We start from the raw sequence: 15947 nt of genomic DNA, 5'->3' as shown, positions 1-15947 counted from the left end.
GGAGAGCCGGGCGCGGCCCGGCCTACCGGCCGGGCAAAAACGTATCAGAACTCAACGCCCTTTTGCGCCTTCACGCCGGCGCGGAACGGGTGCTTGATCTGGCCCATCTCGGTCACCAGATCGGCAATCTCGATCAGCTCTTCCTTGGCGTTACGGCCCGTCAGCACAACATGGGTCATCGGCGGCTTGTGCTCCACTAGGAACTCCAGCACCTCCTCCAGATCCAGATACTCGTAACGCAGCGCGATGTTGATCTCGTCCAGCAGCACCATGGTGTTACGCTCGTCCAGGATCATCTCCTTGGCCTTCTCCCAGCCCTTCTGTGCAGCAGCGATATCGCGGGCCTTGTCCTGGGTCTCCCAGGTGAAGCCCTCGCCCATCGCATAGAACTGGCAGAGATCGCTGAAGTTCTCCTCGATCAGGGTGCGCTCGCCGGTCTGCCAGGCGCCCTTGATGAATTGCACTACAGCAGACGGCATCCCATGGGCAATGCAGCGCATGATCATGCCGAACCCCGAGGACGACTTGCCCTTGCCCGGCCCGGTGTGAACGATGATCAGGCCTTTCTCGCCGTCCTTGGTCTTCATCATCCGGTCGCGTGCCGCCTTCTTCTTGGCCATCTTGGAGGCGTGGCGGGCGGCTTCTTCTTCTGAAATGCCGGTTTCGGACTTTTCGCTCATGGGGGCTCTCCMGCTGTTTGACCCCATGTCTTGACAAAGAAGCCCGCCATAGCGCAAGGGGGTTCAGCTGGTTCCTGTGAAAACAGGCGAAGAGGGAATGTGAAGGCCTTGCCAAGGCTCAAGCACAGCCGCCCCCGCGACCGTGACCGGATGAGGCCGCCATGCCACTGGGAAACACCCCGGGAAGGCAGGATGGCCGGCAAGGCCCAGGCCTTGGCATCCGCAAGCCGGGAGACCTGCCAGCGACGAAGAGATCAACGGGCAGACGGGGTGTTCTGCAACCGGGTGAGGGGCTGGCACGAAACGGCTCCTTTCTGGCCATCCCGCAAGCCTGCCGCGACAGGAGACGCGCCGATGGCTGATGAATTGGCAGACAAAGCTGCCAGCCCCCCAGGACCGGTCACCCTGACCGTATGCCTTACCTGCCGCCGCGAGGGCGCCGATCCCGAGGCTGCCCGCCCCGGCGCCATCCTGCACGCCGCGCTGGAAGAGGCCGGGATGCCCGAGGGCGTCCGCCTGCGGGGCGTGGAATGCCTGTCCTCCTGCAAACGCGGCTGCGCTGTGGCCCTGGTCGGCGGTGCAGAGCGCTGGACCTACGTCTACGGCGACCTCGACCCGGACCAGCATGTCCCCGAGATCCTGGAAGGCGCCGCCGCCTATGCCGCCACCGCCGACGGCGTTGTGCCCTGGCGCGAACGCCCGCAAACCTTCCGCAAGCAATCCGTTGCCCGCATCCCGCCGGCCAAGTTCTTCTCCGAGGAGTAATCATGAGCGACCTCAACAAGATCCCCGTCACCGTCATCACCGGCTTCCTCGGTGCAGGCAAGACCACCCTGATCCGCCACCTGATGCAGAACCCGCAGGGCAAGCGCCTGGCGATTGTGGTGAACGAGTTCGGAACCGCCGGTGTGGATGGCGATATCCTGAAATCCTGCGCGGATGAAAACTGCCCGGCGGAGAACATCATGGAGCTGGCCAACGGCTGCATCTGCTGCACCGTGGCGGATGACTTCATCCCCACCATTGAACAGCTGATGGACCTGCCGGAAAAACCCGATCACATCGTGATCGAAACCTCCGGCCTGGCTCTGCCCAAGCCGCTGCTGAAAGCCTTTGACTGGCCGGCGATCCGCTCCCGCATCACCGTCGACGGCGTTATTGCCCTGGCCGATGCCGAGGCCGTTGCCAAGGGCCAGTTCGCCCCCGACCTGGACGCCGTGCAGGCCCAGCGCGAGGCGGATGACAGCATCGACCACGAAACCCCGCTCAGCGAGGTGTTCGAGGATCAGATCTCCTGCGCCGACATCGTGCTTTTGTCCAAGGCCGACCTGGCCGGCGACGCAGGCGTCGAGAAGGCCCGCGCGGTGATCGAGGCCGAGGCGCCCCGCAAGCTGCCGATCCTGCCGATGAGCGAAGGCGTCATCGACCCGCGCATCATCCTGGGCCTGAATGCCGCTGCCGAGGACGACCTGGAGGCCCGCCCCAGCCACCACGACGGCCACCACGACCACGAGCATGACGATTTTGAAAGCATCGTTGTCGAAATGGGCGAAGTCTCCGACCCCGAAGCGCTGCAGAATGCCATCGTGAAACTCGCCCGCGAGCGCAACATCCTGCGCGTCAAAGGCTATGTCGCGGTGGAGGGAAAACCGATGCGGATGCTGGTGCAGGCCGTGGGCGAACGCCTGCGTGCCCAGTATGATAAGCCCTGGGGCGCGCAGCCGCGCAAGACCGCCCTGGTGGTCATCGCCGAGCATGACGACATCGACGAACAGGCCATCCGCGCCGAGCTGGGGGCGTAAGCCGAGATGAAGACAAGGAAGCGCAAATCGGGATGTTCCGCCAGGCCGGCAGGCCGGGCAGCGCCCGTCCCGCCCCCCACGGGGCGGGCGCTTCTCGCCCTCCCCGCCGGGACGGGCGCCGCCCTTCGTGGCGATCCCAACAGGAATTGAGCCCATGCACGTCGTCTTCCGCGAAAGCCACGGCCTTGAAGAGACCGACACCCCGCAGAACCTCGGGCAGACGCCTGCGGACCTTGTGGTGCTGTCTTTCTCCGACAGCGATCTCGGCGCCTTCGCGGCGGGCTGGCACCGCGCGGACGGCAAGCTGCCCTCGCTGCGCCTCGCCAACCTTGTGGCGCTCAAGCACCCGCTGTCGGTTGATGTCTACGCGGAACAGACGCTGGAGGGCGCCAAGGGCGTCCTCGTCCGGCTGATTGGCGGCGAAAGCTACTGGTCCTACGGCCTTGCTACCCTGCAGGACCTTGCCCGGCGCAAGGGCATCGCGCTGGCCATCCTGTCAGCAGACGGCCGCGAGGATGCGCGGCTGGATGAGCTCTCAACCCTGCCCGTCTCCACCTTGCGCCGCCTGCAGGCGTTTTGCGACGCCGGCGGCGCAGTGGCAGCCCAAGCCGCGCTTGCGCAGCTTTCGCTGGCGGCCGGCCTCTATGCGGGCCCGGTGCTCGGACTCAAGTCGATGCCCGAACATGGCTTCTACGACCCGGCCAAGGGCGTGCTTGCGGACCTGCCGCCGCAGGACAAGCCGCTGGTGCTGGTGAGCTTCTACCGCTCTTACCTCACCGCCGCCGACACCGCCCCGGTAGATGCGCTGATCGCGGAACTGCGCGCCCGCGGCTATGCCGCCTACGGCGCCTTTGCCGCCAGCCTCAAGGCCCCCACTGCCGCGGACTGGCTGCGCGAGAAACTCCCCGAACTGGCCCCCGCTGCGATCGTCAACGCCACCGCTTTCTCGGCACAGGGCACCGACGGCAGCGCCTCGCCACTCTCCGCCACCGGCTGCCCGGTGTTCCAAGTCGCCCTCTCCACCGCACGCAAGAAAGACTGGGCCGAGGCCGATCGCGGCCTTTCCCCCGCTGACCTCGCCATGCACGTTGTCCTGCCTGAGGTCGACGGCCGCATCTTCGCCGGTGTCGTCAGCTTCAAATCACCGGGCAAGAAAGACCCGGACTTGCAGTATTCCCGATTTGCTCACCGGGCTGATGCGGACCGCATCAAATCTGCCGTGGACCGCGTGGAGGGCTGGCTGCGCCTTGCCAAACTGCTCAACGCAGACAAGCGCCTCGCCCTGATCCTCTCGACCTACCCGGGCCGCGACCACAACCTCGCCCATGCCGTCGGCCTCGACGCGCTCGCCTCCTGCGACGGGATCCTGCGCGAACTCGCCGCCCAGGGCTACGCCGTTGAAGCGCTGGAGAACACCGGCCTGCGGCTGATGCAGGAGACGCTGAGCGTCCCGCTGGAGGACTACCGCAAGACCCTCGCCACCCTGCCGCAAGGGCTGCAGGACACCTTGGCCGAGGCCTGGGGCACACCGGAAGAAGACACCGATTGCCGCGATGGTGCGTTTTATTTCAAAGCTTTGCGCGCTGGCAACGCCCTCATCGCCCTGCAGCCCGAACGCGGTGAAGTGAAAACGCGCGTCGACGACTACCACGACCTCGACCGCACGCCGCGCCACGCCTATGTGGCGTTTTACCTGTGGCTGCGGGAGCAAACCGACGCCCTTGTCCACATCGGCGCTCATGGCACGCTGGAGTGGCTGCCCGGCAAAGCGGTGGCGCTGTCCGGGCAATGCTGGCCCGAGGTTCTGACCGGCCCGCTGCCGGTCGCCTACCCGTTCATCGTCAACGACCCCGGCGAGGCCGCCCAGGCCAAGCGCCGCATCGGCGCCGTCACCATCGGCCACCTGCCGCCGCCCCTGGCGCAGACAAACCTGCCCGAGGGCATGGCCCGGCTCGAAAGCCTGCTGGACGAATACTCCACCGCCGACGGCCTGGACCCGGCCCGCCGCGACCGGCTGATTGATGACATCCGGGCGGAGGCGCAAGGCACCGGCGTGGAGGCCGACCTTGGCCTGACGCCGGACACCTCGCCCGCTGAGGCGATCACCCGCATCGACGCCTTTGTCTGCGACATCAAGGAAAGCCAGTACGGCGAGGGCCTGCACATCTTCGGCACCGGCCAATGCGGGGCAGAGGAACGCGCCGGGCTGGTCGCCGCGCTGGATGGGAAAATCGTCACCCCCGGCCCTTCCGGCTCGCCGTTCCGCGGCCGCGCCGATGTGATCCCCACCGGGCGCAACCTCTTTACCACCGACCCGCGGGCGGTGCCGTCGCGGGCGGCGCATGCGCAAGGGGTCAAACTGGCGGAAGAGCTGCTGCGCCGCCACCTTCAGGACCATGGCGACTGGCCCAAGGGGCTGGTGATCGATCTCTGGGGCTCTGCCACCATGCGCACCGCGGGTGAGGAGTTCGCGATGGCGCTGCACCTTGCAGGCCTCGCGCCCAAATGGGATGAAGGCTCCGAGCGCGTCTCCGGCTTCGAGGTGCTGCCGCTTTCGATGCTGAACCGCCCGCGCATCGACGTGACCCTGCGCGTCTCCGGCCTGTTCCGGGACGTCTTCCCCGGCCTTGCCCAGATGTTTGAGTCCGCCGCAGCCGCGCTGGCGGGCCGCGAGGAGACCCAAGCCGACAACCCCTACCTCACCGAAACCCCGCGCGTCTTCGGCCCCAAGCCAGGCCAGTACGGCCTCTCGATGAACCCGCACCTGGATGATTACACCGATGCAGCGCGCCAGGCGGCGGGCGAGGCCTGGCTGAATGCCTCCTCCCATGCGATCGACGCCAAGGGCGCGATCACCGACGCCCGCGAGGCGCTGGAAACCCGCCTGCAGGGCGCTGACAGCTTTGTGCACCTGCAAGACCTGCCCGAAACCGACCTCCTGGTCGCGTCCGACTACGCCGCGCATGAGGCCGGCTTTGCCGCCGCAATGGCCCGGATCGGCCAGGCCGCACCCGCGCTCTACCACCTCGACGCCACCCGGCCCGACAGGCCGCAGGCGCGCAGTTTGGGCGAGGAGATTGCCCGCGTCACCCGCGCCCGCGCCGCCAACCCGGACTGGGCCACTTCAATGATGAGTCACGGCTTCCGCGGTGCGGCGGAGATCGCCGCCACGCTGGACCACATGGCCGCATTCGCGCATCTGGCACAGGTGGTGCAACCGCATCTCTTCGACCTCTATTTTGAGGCCACCCTGGGCCGTGACGACCTGGTCGAATTCATGGAGCAAGAAAACCCGGAGGCCCTCGCCGCCATGCGCGACCGCTTCCGCGCCCTGTTTGATGCAGGCCTCTGGAGCACCCGCCGCAACTCGATCATGGCAGAGCTGGAGGGCGCCGCATGAGCAGCACCGCTGAACCCAAGGTGTACGGCTGGTGCCCCGGCGCCTTGCGCCCGATGATGTCCGGTGACGGGCTAGTGGTGCGGGTGCGCGCGCCTTTGGGTAAACTGTCTGCTGCCCAGGCGCGCGGTGTGGCAAGACTTTCTGAAGAGTTTGGCAATGGCCTGCTGGATATCTCCGCCCGCGCCAACCTGCAGATGCGCGGCATCCGCGAAGACGCGCATGAGGACCTGATCGATGGCCTGCGCGGCCTTGGCCTTATCGACCCGGACGCAGGTGCCGAAGCCCGCCGCAATGTACTGCTCACCCCGTTCTGGCAGGAAGGCGATGACACCCATGCCATCGCAACAGCCCTCAGCGCCGCGTTGACGGCGGCAACGGACCTTGCCCTGCCCGGCAAGTTCGGCTTTGCCGTCGACTGCAGCTCGGAACCCGTCCTGCAAGACACCGCTGCCGATATCCGCATCGAACGCTCTGGCAGCGCCCTGATCCTGCGCGCTGACGGCGCGGACACCGGCAAGCCCGTCACAAGTGAATCCGCCGTCTCCGAAGCCCTCGCCCTCGCCCGCTGGTTCCTCGAACAGGGCGGTGCGCCGGACGGGCGTGGCAGGATGCACCGTTTCATAGCGCGCCGCGGGCCGCCGCTGGCGCATACCGAACCGGCGGCAAAGGCCGGCTTCACCGCAAAACCGGGCCCGGTTCCTGCAGGGGCACTGGCCGCATTGGAATTCGGCCAGATGCCCGCCGCAACGCTGGCACAGCTGGCAGAACACGGTGAAATCCGCCTTACGCCGTGGCGCGCATTGCTGGTGGAAGGCACGGAAAACCTGCCGTCCCTGCCTGGCCTGATCCTGGACGAGGCGGACCCGCGCCTGCAAGTCGTCGCTTGCACCGGAGCGCCCGGCTGCCTGCAGGCGCTTTCCGCCACCCGCGATCTTGCACGGGAGCTGGCGCCGCATGTCCCCGCCGGGGCAAGACTGCATATCTCCGGCTGTGCCAAGGGCTGCGCCTGCCCGGGAACCACACCGCTGACCCTGACAGCCACCGGCAAAAACGAATTCTCCCTGATCCGCAATGGCACTGCCGCGGATGAGCCGCTAAAGACCCGCCTGAGCGCCGGCGCGTTGCGCGCCGCTCCCGAACTTCTGAAAGAGGGCAACTGACATGCTCCACACCTATGAGACCAACGGCGCCGCGATCTACGCCGAAAGCTTTGCCACCATCCGCCGCGAAGCCGACCTGGCGCGCTTCAACAAGGACGAGGAAAGCGTTGTCGTGCGCATGATCCACGCCGCCGGCATGGTGGGGCTGGAGGAACACGTGCGCTTCTCCGAGGGCATGGCCGAAACCGCCCGCGCAGCCCTGGCGAACGGCGCGCCGATCCTTTGCGACGCCTATATGGTATCCGAGGGCATCACCCGCCCGCGCCTGCCCGCGGACAATGAGGTGATCTGCACCCTGCGCGACCCGAAAGTGCCGGAGCTTGCCAAGGAAATGTCCAACACCCGCTCCGCCGCAGCACTTGAACTGTGGCGCCCGAAACTGGAAGGTGCAGTTGTGGCGATCGGCAACGCGCCCACCGCGCTGTTTCATCTGCTGAACATGCTGAAGGACCCCGATTGCCCCCGCCCCGCCGCCATCATCGGCTGCCCTGTGGGCTTTGTCGGTGCAATGGAATCCAAGGACGCGCTGATGGAAGACCTGCCCGTGCCGTCGATGATCGTGAAGGGCCGCCTGGGCGGCTCCGCCATCACCGTTGCGGCGGTGAACGCGCTGGCAAGCTGGAAAGAATAACAATGGGCAAAGTCATCTGCGCGGGGCTTGGCCCCGGCGATCCCGACCTGATGAGCGTGCGCTCGCACCGGCTGATTTCCTCCGCGCGCCACATCGCCTATTTCCGCAAGGCAGGCCGCCAGGGCCAGGCCCGCGCCATCGTCGAGGGCATGCTGGCAGACGGCGTCACCGAACACGCGATGGAATACCCGGTGACGACTGAGATCCATTTCTCCGACCCCGAATACAACCGGGTGCTGGCGGAGTTCTATGACCAGTGGGCCGACACATTGGCCGAGATCGCGCAGGACGAAGACGTGGTGGTGCTGTGCGAGGGCGACCCGTTCCTCTATGGCTCCTACATGCATCTCTACACCCGCCTGCAGGGCCGCGCCGCGCAGGAGATCGTGCCCGGCATCACCGGCATGTCCGGCTGCTGGACCGCCTCCGGTCAGCCGATTACCTGGGGGGACGATGTGCTGACCGTGGCGATGGCCACTCTCAGTGAGGACGAGCTCGCCAAACGCGCCGCTGAGACGGACGCGCTGGTGGTGATGAAGATCGGCCGCAACCTGCCCAAGCTGCGCCGCGCACTGGAACGTGCGGGCCGCGCCGATGACGCTTGGCTGGTGGAACGCGGTACCATGCCCGGCCAGACCGTGCAGAAACTTTCGGAAATCGAGGGCGAAGTGCCATATTTCTCCATCGTGTTGGTTCACGGACAGGGACGCCGGCCATGAGCATAAGTGACAAAGGCTGGGTGGTGATTGCAGGCCTCGGCCCCGGAAACGAGGCGCTGGTGACGCAGGAAGTCCGCGACGCCATTGCGAAAGCCACTGATATTGTTGGCTATATCCCCTACGTCAAACGCATCCAGCCGCGCGAGGGGCTGACCCTGCATGCCACCGACAACCGGGTGGAGGTTGACCGCGCCACCCATGCGCTGGAAATGGCGGCTGAGGGCAAACGCGTGGTTGTGGTCTCCTCCGGTGATCCGGGCGTGTTCGCCATGGCCTCGGCGGTGTTTGAGGCGCTGGAGGACAGCGCGGAAGCCAACCCCGCGTGGCTGGATCTGGAGATCAAGGTTCTGCCCGGAATCACCGCAATGCTGGCTGCCGCTGCAGCCATAGGTGCGCCTTTGGGACATGATTTCGCCGCCATCAACCTCAGCGACAACCTCAAGCCCTGGGGCCTGATCGAGAAGCGACTGCAACTGGTTGGCGAGGCCGGGCTGGCGATGGCGTTTTACAACCCGCGGTCCAAGTCGCGCCCGCATCAGTTTGCCCGCGCGCTGGAAATCCTGCGGGAGGCCTGCGGCGCGGACACGCTGATCACCTTTGCCCGCGACGTGACCAAACCCGGGCAGGAACTGCTGACCGTGCCGCTGAAGGAAGCCACGCCCGAGATGGCGGACATGCGCACGGTGGTAATTGTCGGCAACCGCGACACCCGCCGGGTCGGCAATTACGTCTACACCCCCCGCTACGCGGCAGAGGCCTAAGCCGGGGAATGGGACAGCCAAGCCATAACCTCTGCCACACTGCCCAGGACGGGCCGTTCAGGCACCTGCGGTCTGCCGATCATGATGACCGGCAGGCCAAGGGTGCGCGCGGCAGTGAGCTTGGCCGCGGCGCCCGCGCCGCCTGCGTTTTTGGCGACCACATGGGTGATGCCATGGCGCTGCATCAGCGCGGTGTCGCCCGCCGCATCAAACGGCCCGCGGGCGATTTCAACCGTGGTGTGCGGCAGCGGCAGCTCCGCCTCGGGCGCGTCCACCAGCCGCAGCAGGTAGTGGTGCTGGGGCTTGGCGGCGAATTGGCTAAGGTTCTGCTTGCCGATCGCCAGAAACACCCGCGCGGGGGTCTCCGGCAGAGCACCCACCGCCGCTTCGATGCTGTCCGTGTGAACCCATTTGTCGCCCTCTCCCGCCTGCCAGGCGGGGCGTTCAAAGGCGCAGAGGTTCACCCCAGCCGCTTTGCAAGCGCGCACCGCATTTGTGCTCATCTGAGCTGCGAAGGGATGGGTGGCATCGACCACATGGGTGATCCCTTCGGCCTGCAGGTAATCCGCCAGCCCGTCCACGCCGCCAAAACCGCCAACGCGGGTGGGCAGCGGCTGGCTGACGGGCTTGGCCGTGCGGCCCGCGTAGGAAAACACCGCATCCATGCCCGCCTCGGCCAGGGTCTTGGCGAGCGTCGAGGCCTCAGAGGTGCCACCCAGGAGAAGGATGCGTGTCATGTCTGATCCGTGGCTCACAATCATTGGTCTGGGCGAAAATGGACTGGAAGGCTTGGGCGATGCAAGCCGGAAGGCACTGGTAGAGGCCGAGGTAATCTATGGCGGTCCGCGCCACTTGGAACTAGCAGCGGCCGGCAACAAAGGCCAGCCTTGGCCGGTGCCGTTTTCCATTGATCCCGTGCTGGAACTGCGCGGCCGTAAAGTCGCTGTTCTGGCCTCGGGCGATCCGTTCTGGCATGGCGCCGGCGGCTCGCTGGCGCGGCATCTGGAGGATGGCGAGTGGGTCTCTTACCCGGTGCCGTCCACCTTCGCGCTGGCGGCCAACCATCTGGCTTGGAAGCTGGAGGAAGTGCTGTGCTTCGGCCTGCACGCGGCGCCTTATGCGCGGCTGCGCCCGTTGCTTGGAAACGGGACGCGGGTGATCTGCACCATGCGGGATGGGGCTGCGCCCGCGGAGCTGGCGGAATGGCTGGCCGCGGAAGGATTTGGCGCTTCCGCTTTGACTGTGATGGAATGCCTGGGCGGGCCGCGCCAGAAATTGCGGTTTGCCACTGCCGAAGGGTTTGTTCTGCAAGACATTCAGGCGCCTGTGGCAGTGGCCGTTGAGGCCGCGGGCCACAAGGGCCTGCCGCAGGCCTCCGGCCTCGCAGATGATCTCTTTGCCAGCGACGGGCAGATCACCAAGCGTCCGGTCCGGGCGCTGACCCTGTCGGCCCTGGCGCCTCGTGCGGGAGAACTGCTGTGGGATATCGGCGGCGGCTCCGGCTCGGTGTCGGTCGAATGGTGCCTGACCGCGCCCGGCGCACAGGCCATCACCTTTGAGCCGCGCGAGAACCGGCTGGAGAACATCCACGCCAATGCGGCAGCGTTTGGCTTGGATCACCGGATGACCGCGGTGCTGGGCAAAGCGCCGGAGGTGCTGGACGGCCAGCCCCTGCCCGACTGCGTCTTCATCGGAGGCGGCGGCTCGCAAGAGCTTTTGGACCACCTGTGGGACGTCCTGCCCGCAGGCACCCGGCTGGTTGCCAATGGCGTCACGCTGGAAACCGAAACCCTACTGATGCAAGCCCATGCAAAGCGCGGTGGGCATCTGTTGAAAGCGGAGATTGCCGAGGCCGGGCCGCTGGGGTCCATGCGCGACTGGCGCCGGGCGCGGCCGGTAATCCAATGGAGCGTCACGCGATGAAGGTGGCGGGCTTCGGGTTTCGCGGTGCCGCCACGGCGGCAGATCTGCAGGCGGCGCTGGCGCTGACCGGCGCGCGGGTGGATGCGCTGGCGTCCGTCGCCGAGAAGGCCGAAGCCCCTGCCCTGCAGGAATTTGCGCGCAGCATCGGCCTGCCGGTGATTGCGCTTGAAAATCAGGACATTGCCGGGGAGCAGACATTGACCTGCTCGCCAAGGATTAAGGCGCGGTTCGGCACCGGGTCGCTGGCGGAAGCCGCGGCGCTGGCCGGGGCGCGCCAAGGGGTGCCGGGCGCGCAGTCGCGCCTTCTCGCCCCCAGAGTTGTCACCGCGGATGGGCTTGCCACCGCGGCCATAGCAGAAAGACTTGAGCCATGACCGTTCACTTTATTGGCGCCGGACCGGGCGCTGCCGACCTGTTGACCTTGCGCGGGCGCGACATAATCGCCGCCTGCCCGGTGTGCCTCTATGCGGGCTCACTGGTGCCAGAGGAAATCCTGAGCCACTGCCCGGCGGACGCTAGAATCGTGAACACCGCGGCGATGGACCTCGATGCCATCGTGGCAGAGATCAAGGCCGCGCATGAGGCGGGCCAGGACGTGGCGCGGCTGCATTCCGGCGACCTGTCGGTGTGGTCGGCGATGGGCGAGCAGATCCGCCGCCTGAAGGCAGAGGGAATCCCGGTGAGCGTCACTCCCGGGGTGCCGTCCTTTGCCGCCGCTGCAGCGGCACTGGGGACAGAGCTCACCCTCCCCGGCCTCGGCCAGTCGGTGGTGCTGACCCGCACCCCGGGGCGCGCGTCCTCGATGCCCGAAGGCGAGTCGCTGGAGAATTTCGCCCGTACCGGCACCACGCTGGCGATCCACCTGTCGATCGGCAATCTGGACCATGTGGTCGAGAGCCTGACGCCGCATTACGGCGCGGATTGCCCGGTGGCCGTGGTCTACCGCGCCAGCTGGCCGGACCAGCAGATCATCCGCGCGACGCTGGATACGCTGAAGGAGTCGCTGGACGAAAAAATCTCCCGCACCGCACTGATCCTGGTGGGGCCGGTGCTGAAGGGTGAGGGCTTTGACGAAAGCTGCCTCTATTCCACCGATTATGACCGCCGCTACCGGCCGCAAAGCGCCGACAGCCCGTGGTCGAGCTGGAGCCATGGGGACGACTAAGGCCATGACAAGCATGAACCCTCCCGGACTGATGATCTCGGCGCCTTCCTCGGGCACCGGCAAGACCACCGTGATGCTGGGCCTTTTGCGGGCGCTGGCCGAGGACGGGCTGACCGTGCAGCCCTACAAGAGCGGGCCGGATTACATCGACCCGGCCTTCCACCTGGCAGCTGCCAAGCGGCCCAGCTTCAATCTGGACACCTGGGCGATGGATGGCGGGCTGCTGGATGCGGTCACCAGCCAGTCGGCAGGTGCGGAAATCTGCATTGGTGAAGGCTCCATGGGCCTTTATGACGGTGTTGCCACGCGCGGGCAGTCGGGCTTCGGCTCCTCCGCCGAGACCGCCAAGCGGATGGGCTGGCCTGTTGTGCTGGTCGTCGACGTCGGCGGTCAGGCGCAATCCGCTGCCGCCACTGCGCTGGGTTTCAAAAGCTACGACCCGGAACTGCCCTTTGCCGGGGTCATCCTGAACCGGGTCGCCAGCCCGCGCCATGAGCGGCTGACACGGCTGGGGATGGAGAAGGCAGGCATCAAGGTGCTCGGCTCCCTGCCCCGGCGCGGCGACCTGACCCTGCCGGAGCGGCATCTGGGCCTGATCCAGGCAGTGGAGCACCCCGATCTGGAAGCCGCCATCGCGGGCTATGCCGCCTTCCTGCGCGAACATGTGGACTTGGAGGCGATCAAATCCGCGGCACTGGCAGGCCAGGCGCCCGCCCCGGCCAACCTGCCGAAACCGCCTGCCCAGCGGATTGCGCTGGCCCGGGATGCGGCGTTTTCCTTTACCTACCCGCATCTGCTAACCGGCTGGCGCGCGGCGGGTGCAGAAATCCTGCCGTTCTCGCCGCTCGCGGACGAAGCGCCCGCGGCAGATGCCGATCTGGTCTGGCTGCCCGGCGGCTACCCGGAGCTGCACGGCGGCACGCTGGCATCGGCGGAGACCTTCCGCGCGGGAGTGCGCAAGCACGCCGAAACCAAACCGGTGCATGGCGAATGCGGCGGCTACATGGCCCTGGGCGAGGCGCTGATCGACAAGGAAGGCAACCGCCACCAAATGCTGGGTCTCTTGGGCCTTGTGACCTCCTACGAGAAGCGCAAGTTCCACCTTGGCTACCGCCGCGCCATTCTGCAGGCAGGGATGCCGGGCTTTGACGCAGGCACAGCACTGCGCGGGCATGAGTTCCATTACTCCACCATTCTGGAAGAACCCGACGCACCGCTGGCCAATGTCATGGATGCCGACGGCGGCCCGGTGCCGGAGACCGGCTCGATCAAGGGCAACGTCACCGGCACCTTCTTCCACCTGATCACGGGAGAACAGGCATGAGCGGTTTTGTGAGCTTTGTCTCCTCCGGCCCCGGCGACCCGGAACTGCTGACTGTCAAGGCCGTGAAGCGGCTGGAAGCGGCGGATGCGGTGCTGTTCGACGACCTGTCGTCCGGCCCGATCCTGAGCCATGCCCGCGCCGATGCCGATCTGGTGGGCGTGGGCAAACGCGCAGGCCGCCCCTCCCCCAAGCAGGATCATGTGAGCCAGTTGCTGGTCGATTACGCCCAAAGCGGCCTCAACGTGGTGCGGCTGAAATCCGGGGACTCTGGCGTCTTCGGGCGGCTGGAGGAAGAGATGACCGCGCTGCGCGAGGCGGGCATCGGGTTCGAGATCGTGCCCGGCGTCACCGCAGCCTCGGCGGCGGCGGCGGCAGCCAACATTCCGCTGACCCGGCGCCTGACCGCGCGGCGGCTGCAGTTCATCACCGGCCATGACGTGACCGGCGGGCTGCCGGACGACCTGAACATGGCGGCGCTGGCCGACCCCCATGCCACCACCGTGGTCTATATGGGCAAGAGTACCTTTGCCGCGCTGGCGGAGAAACTGATGGAAGCGGGCCTGCCCGCGGACACCCACGCCATGGTCGCGCTTGGCGTCTCGACACCCGAACAGCAACTGTTCTGCCACACCGTGGGCGAGCTGCCCGCGACACTGCGCGCGATGGAGACCAAGGCGCCGGTGCTGATCCTTTATGGTCCGCTGGCGGATCAGGACCTGCCTGCCGCATGAGCCTGCCGACCCTCACTCTGTGCCGCACCTGCCGCGCCGCGGACCCTGCCCTGTTCGGGCAGATTGCCGCGGCGCTGGAGGCGGCCGGTGTGGAGGCGCGGCTGCAGCAGGTGGACTGCATGTCCGGCTGCCAGCGGCCGCAGACGCTGGCGGTGCGCCAGAGCGGCAAGACCGCCTATCTGTTCGGAGAGATCACTGGCGAGGATCTGCCGGACGTCCTTACATTCCTGCGGATGTACCGGAACAGCCCCGACGGGAACTTTGCCGACGCGCGGCCCCTGGGCCAGCTGCGGTTCAAGGCAATAGCGCGTATCCCGGCAGACTTGCCGTGATACGCCTGCCGAAGGCAGCTTCAACATCCCAGCGCGGGATACCCGGCCGGACTTATTGAATTCTCCCGTTCTCCATACTGCAGGATTCCGCCCCCGCATGACGCGGAAGCACTCCAGATTGGCGGATTCTTCCTTGACCGGACTCAGCGGCACGGGGCAATACAGTCAGATACGGTGTCCGATGGTGCCTAAGCACTGGGACTGAAACGGGAATGAGGACGGTGGACCAAATCGCGGCACCGAAGCCTCAACCGCCCCCGCGACTGTGAGCGGCGAGCGGCCTTCCACTATCCACTGGCCAAGGCCGGGAAGGAGGATGGCAGCAGCGACCCGCGAGTCAGGAGACCGGCCGTGTAGTAACGCAACTTATGCCGTCGGGTGTGACGGTAAGGAGGACTAGAAATGACGACCAAGACGCTAAAGGCTTCCGCCGCTGGCACCAGTGTTCTTCCGGCACTGTTTGCAGTGGTTCTGGGTTTCGGGATCATCACGCTGACCGGCCATGTTCAGGCATCTGCCCTGCACGACGCCGCGCATGATGTGCGCCACGCAACTGGCTTCCCCTGCCACTAAGGCCATGTTCAGTCGCATTCTGACCAGCGGCCTGTTCGCTGGTGCTGCAGCAGGGCTGATTACCGCCCTGCTGCAGCTGTATTTTGTGCAGCCCGTGCTGCTCCACGCTGAACTCTATGAGGGCGGCGAGCTGGTGCATTTCGGCGCTGACCCCGTAACCGCCCATCCCGAGCTGCCCGGCATGTTCGCCGAGCCGGTGCGTGACGGGCTCAGCATCATCTTCACTATGCTGACCTACACCGGCTATGCGCTGGTGATGGCGGCACTGATGTCGGTGGCTGAACGCCAGGGCCACGAGATCAACGCGCGCACCGGCATTCTATGGGGCCTGGCGGGTTTCATCACCTTCCACTTCGCGCCCGGCCTGACGCTGGCGCCGGAGGTACCGGGTGTGGCCGCCGCCGATGTCGGCGCGCGTCAGATCTGGTGGGGGGCAACTGTGGCCGCCGCCGGCGTTGCCATGTGGCTGATTGCCTATGGCGGCAGCTTGGCGGGCTATGCCGTCGCGGCCCTGCTGCTGCTGGCGCCGCATGTAATCGGCGCGCCTGAGCCCGAAAGCTTCACCGGCCCGGTTCCGACAGAGATCGGCGCCCTGTTTGCCGCCCGTGCTTTTGGCGTCGGCATGGCCGCCTGGGTGCTCTTGGGCAGCTTTGCCGGCTACTTCTGGCAAACCGAAGGCAAGCGTGCAGAAGCCGCCGCCTGATACTGGCCCAACCTGATCCCCGCCGGTTCCGCCCGGCGGGGAA

The 15947-nt window shown here is 66.6% G+C and carries 17 protein-coding genes and 2 riboswitches; of the genes, 15 read left to right on the top strand and 2 right to left on the bottom strand.

From position 1 onward, the window contains the following. Nucleotides 1-44: 44 nt before the first annotated feature. Nucleotides 45-680 (bottom strand): cob(I)yrinic acid a,c-diamide adenosyltransferase, encoded by a 636-nt coding sequence (cobO, locus tag A9D60_RS23865; RefSeq protein ID WP_065269887.1) that lies wholly within the window; start codon nucleotides 678-680, stop codon nucleotides 45-47. Nucleotides 681-733: 53 nt separating this feature from the next. Continuing rightward, a riboswitch (cobalamin riboswitch) is annotated at nucleotides 734-938 on the top strand. 96 nt (nucleotides 939-1034) lie between these two features. On the opposite strand from cobO, the gene A9D60_RS23860 reads away from it, so the two are divergent. The 7 genes from A9D60_RS23860 to cobJ all read left to right on the top strand — a co-directional run bounded on the left by A9D60_RS23860 (nucleotide 1035) and on the right by cobJ (nucleotide 9153). Next, complete coding sequence (locus A9D60_RS23860; RefSeq protein ID WP_065269886.1) at nucleotides 1035-1445, top strand: DUF1636 family protein; 411 nt, start codon at nucleotides 1035-1037, stop codon at nucleotides 1443-1445. Between the two features lie 2 nt (nucleotides 1446-1447). Beyond that, nucleotides 1448-2482, top strand: a complete 1035-nt coding sequence (gene cobW, locus A9D60_RS23855; protein ID WP_065269885.1) for a cobalamin biosynthesis protein CobW — start codon at nucleotides 1448-1450, stop codon at nucleotides 2480-2482. Between the two features lie 154 nt (nucleotides 2483-2636). Further along, nucleotides 2637-5882, top strand: a complete 3246-nt coding sequence (cobN, locus tag A9D60_RS23850) for a cobaltochelatase subunit CobN (RefSeq protein WP_065269884.1) — start codon at nucleotides 2637-2639, stop codon at nucleotides 5880-5882. Beyond that, nucleotides 5879-7042 carry a precorrin-3B synthase gene (gene cobG / locus A9D60_RS23845; RefSeq protein WP_065269883.1) on the top strand — a complete coding sequence of 388 codons (1164 nt, stop codon included), beginning with the start codon at nucleotides 5879-5881 and terminating at the stop codon, nucleotides 7040-7042. The genes cobN and cobG overlap by 4 nt, the downstream gene beginning before the upstream one ends. Nucleotide 7043: 1 nt before the next feature. Next, entirely contained in the window at nucleotides 7044-7673 is a 630-nt protein-coding gene (locus A9D60_RS23840; protein ID WP_065269882.1) for a precorrin-8X methylmutase, read from the top strand. A gap of 2 nt (nucleotides 7674-7675) precedes the next feature. Then, nucleotides 7676-8392: a precorrin-2 C(20)-methyltransferase gene (locus A9D60_RS23835; RefSeq protein ID WP_065269881.1), complete on the top strand. Its 717-nt coding sequence runs from the start codon at nucleotides 7676-7678 to the stop codon at nucleotides 8390-8392. Beyond that, complete coding sequence (gene cobJ / locus A9D60_RS23830; protein WP_065269880.1) at nucleotides 8389-9153, top strand: precorrin-3B C(17)-methyltransferase; 765 nt, start codon at nucleotides 8389-8391, stop codon at nucleotides 9151-9153. The genes A9D60_RS23835 and cobJ overlap by 4 nt, the downstream gene beginning before the upstream one ends. On the opposite strand, the gene A9D60_RS23825 is transcribed toward cobJ, so the two are convergent. Continuing rightward, on the bottom strand, nucleotides 9150-9890 hold the full coding sequence (locus A9D60_RS23825) for a cobalt-precorrin-6A reductase (RefSeq protein ID WP_065269879.1): 741 nt from the start codon (nucleotides 9888-9890) through the stop codon (nucleotides 9150-9152). The genes cobJ and A9D60_RS23825 overlap by 4 nt on opposite strands. Between A9D60_RS23825 and A9D60_RS23820 the strand changes: the two genes are divergently transcribed. The 8 genes from A9D60_RS23820 to A9D60_RS23790 all read left to right on the top strand — a co-directional run bounded on the left by A9D60_RS23820 (nucleotide 9889) and on the right by A9D60_RS23790 (nucleotide 15904). Then, complete coding sequence (locus tag A9D60_RS23820; RefSeq protein WP_065269878.1) at nucleotides 9889-11076, top strand: bifunctional cobalt-precorrin-7 (C(5))-methyltransferase/cobalt-precorrin-6B (C(15))-methyltransferase; 1188 nt, start codon at nucleotides 9889-9891, stop codon at nucleotides 11074-11076. The two genes, A9D60_RS23825 and A9D60_RS23820, sit on opposite strands and share 2 nt — an antisense overlap. Then, entirely contained in the window at nucleotides 11073-11450 is a 378-nt protein-coding gene (locus A9D60_RS23815) for a cobalamin biosynthesis protein (protein WP_065269877.1), read from the top strand. Before A9D60_RS23820 ends, A9D60_RS23815 begins: the two co-directional genes overlap by 4 nt. After that, a complete protein-coding gene (cobM, locus tag A9D60_RS23810) occupies nucleotides 11447-12241 on the top strand; it encodes a precorrin-4 C(11)-methyltransferase (RefSeq protein WP_065269876.1) in 795 nt (264 codons plus the stop codon). Before A9D60_RS23815 ends, cobM begins: the two co-directional genes overlap by 4 nt. Nucleotides 12242-12245: 4 nt before the next feature. Beyond that, the gene (locus tag A9D60_RS23805) at nucleotides 12246-13565 is read left to right on the top strand and encodes a cobyrinate a,c-diamide synthase (protein ID WP_065269875.1); all 1320 of its coding nucleotides are present in this window, start codon (nucleotides 12246-12248) and stop codon (nucleotides 13563-13565) included. Next, a complete protein-coding gene (gene cobA, locus A9D60_RS23800; protein WP_065269874.1) occupies nucleotides 13562-14296 on the top strand; it encodes a uroporphyrinogen-III C-methyltransferase in 735 nt (244 codons plus the stop codon). The genes A9D60_RS23805 and cobA overlap by 4 nt, the downstream gene beginning before the upstream one ends. Beyond that, nucleotides 14293-14628: a DUF1636 family protein gene (locus A9D60_RS23795; protein WP_065269873.1), complete on the top strand. Its 336-nt coding sequence runs from the start codon at nucleotides 14293-14295 to the stop codon at nucleotides 14626-14628. The genes cobA and A9D60_RS23795 overlap by 4 nt, the downstream gene beginning before the upstream one ends. Nucleotides 14629-14784: 156 nt before the next feature. Continuing rightward, nucleotides 14785-14996, top strand: a riboswitch (cobalamin riboswitch). Nucleotides 14997-15030: 34 nt separating this feature from the next. Next, the gene (locus A9D60_RS25805; RefSeq protein WP_082015742.1) at nucleotides 15031-15201 is read left to right on the top strand and encodes a CbtB domain-containing protein; all 171 of its coding nucleotides are present in this window, start codon (nucleotides 15031-15033) and stop codon (nucleotides 15199-15201) included. Between the two features lie 4 nt (nucleotides 15202-15205). Continuing rightward, nucleotides 15206-15904, top strand: coding sequence for a CbtA family protein (locus A9D60_RS23790; protein ID WP_065269872.1), 699 nt, complete (start codon nucleotides 15206-15208; stop codon nucleotides 15902-15904). Nucleotides 15905-15947 lie beyond the last annotated feature (43 nt).

Origin of the sequence: Leisingera sp. JC1 (assembly GCF_001679925.1) — a bacterium.
GTDB lineage: Bacteria > Pseudomonadota > Alphaproteobacteria > Rhodobacterales > Rhodobacteraceae > Leisingera.
Note: the sequence above shows the minus strand (reverse complement) of the source record. Positions and strands in the feature narration are given on the sequence as shown.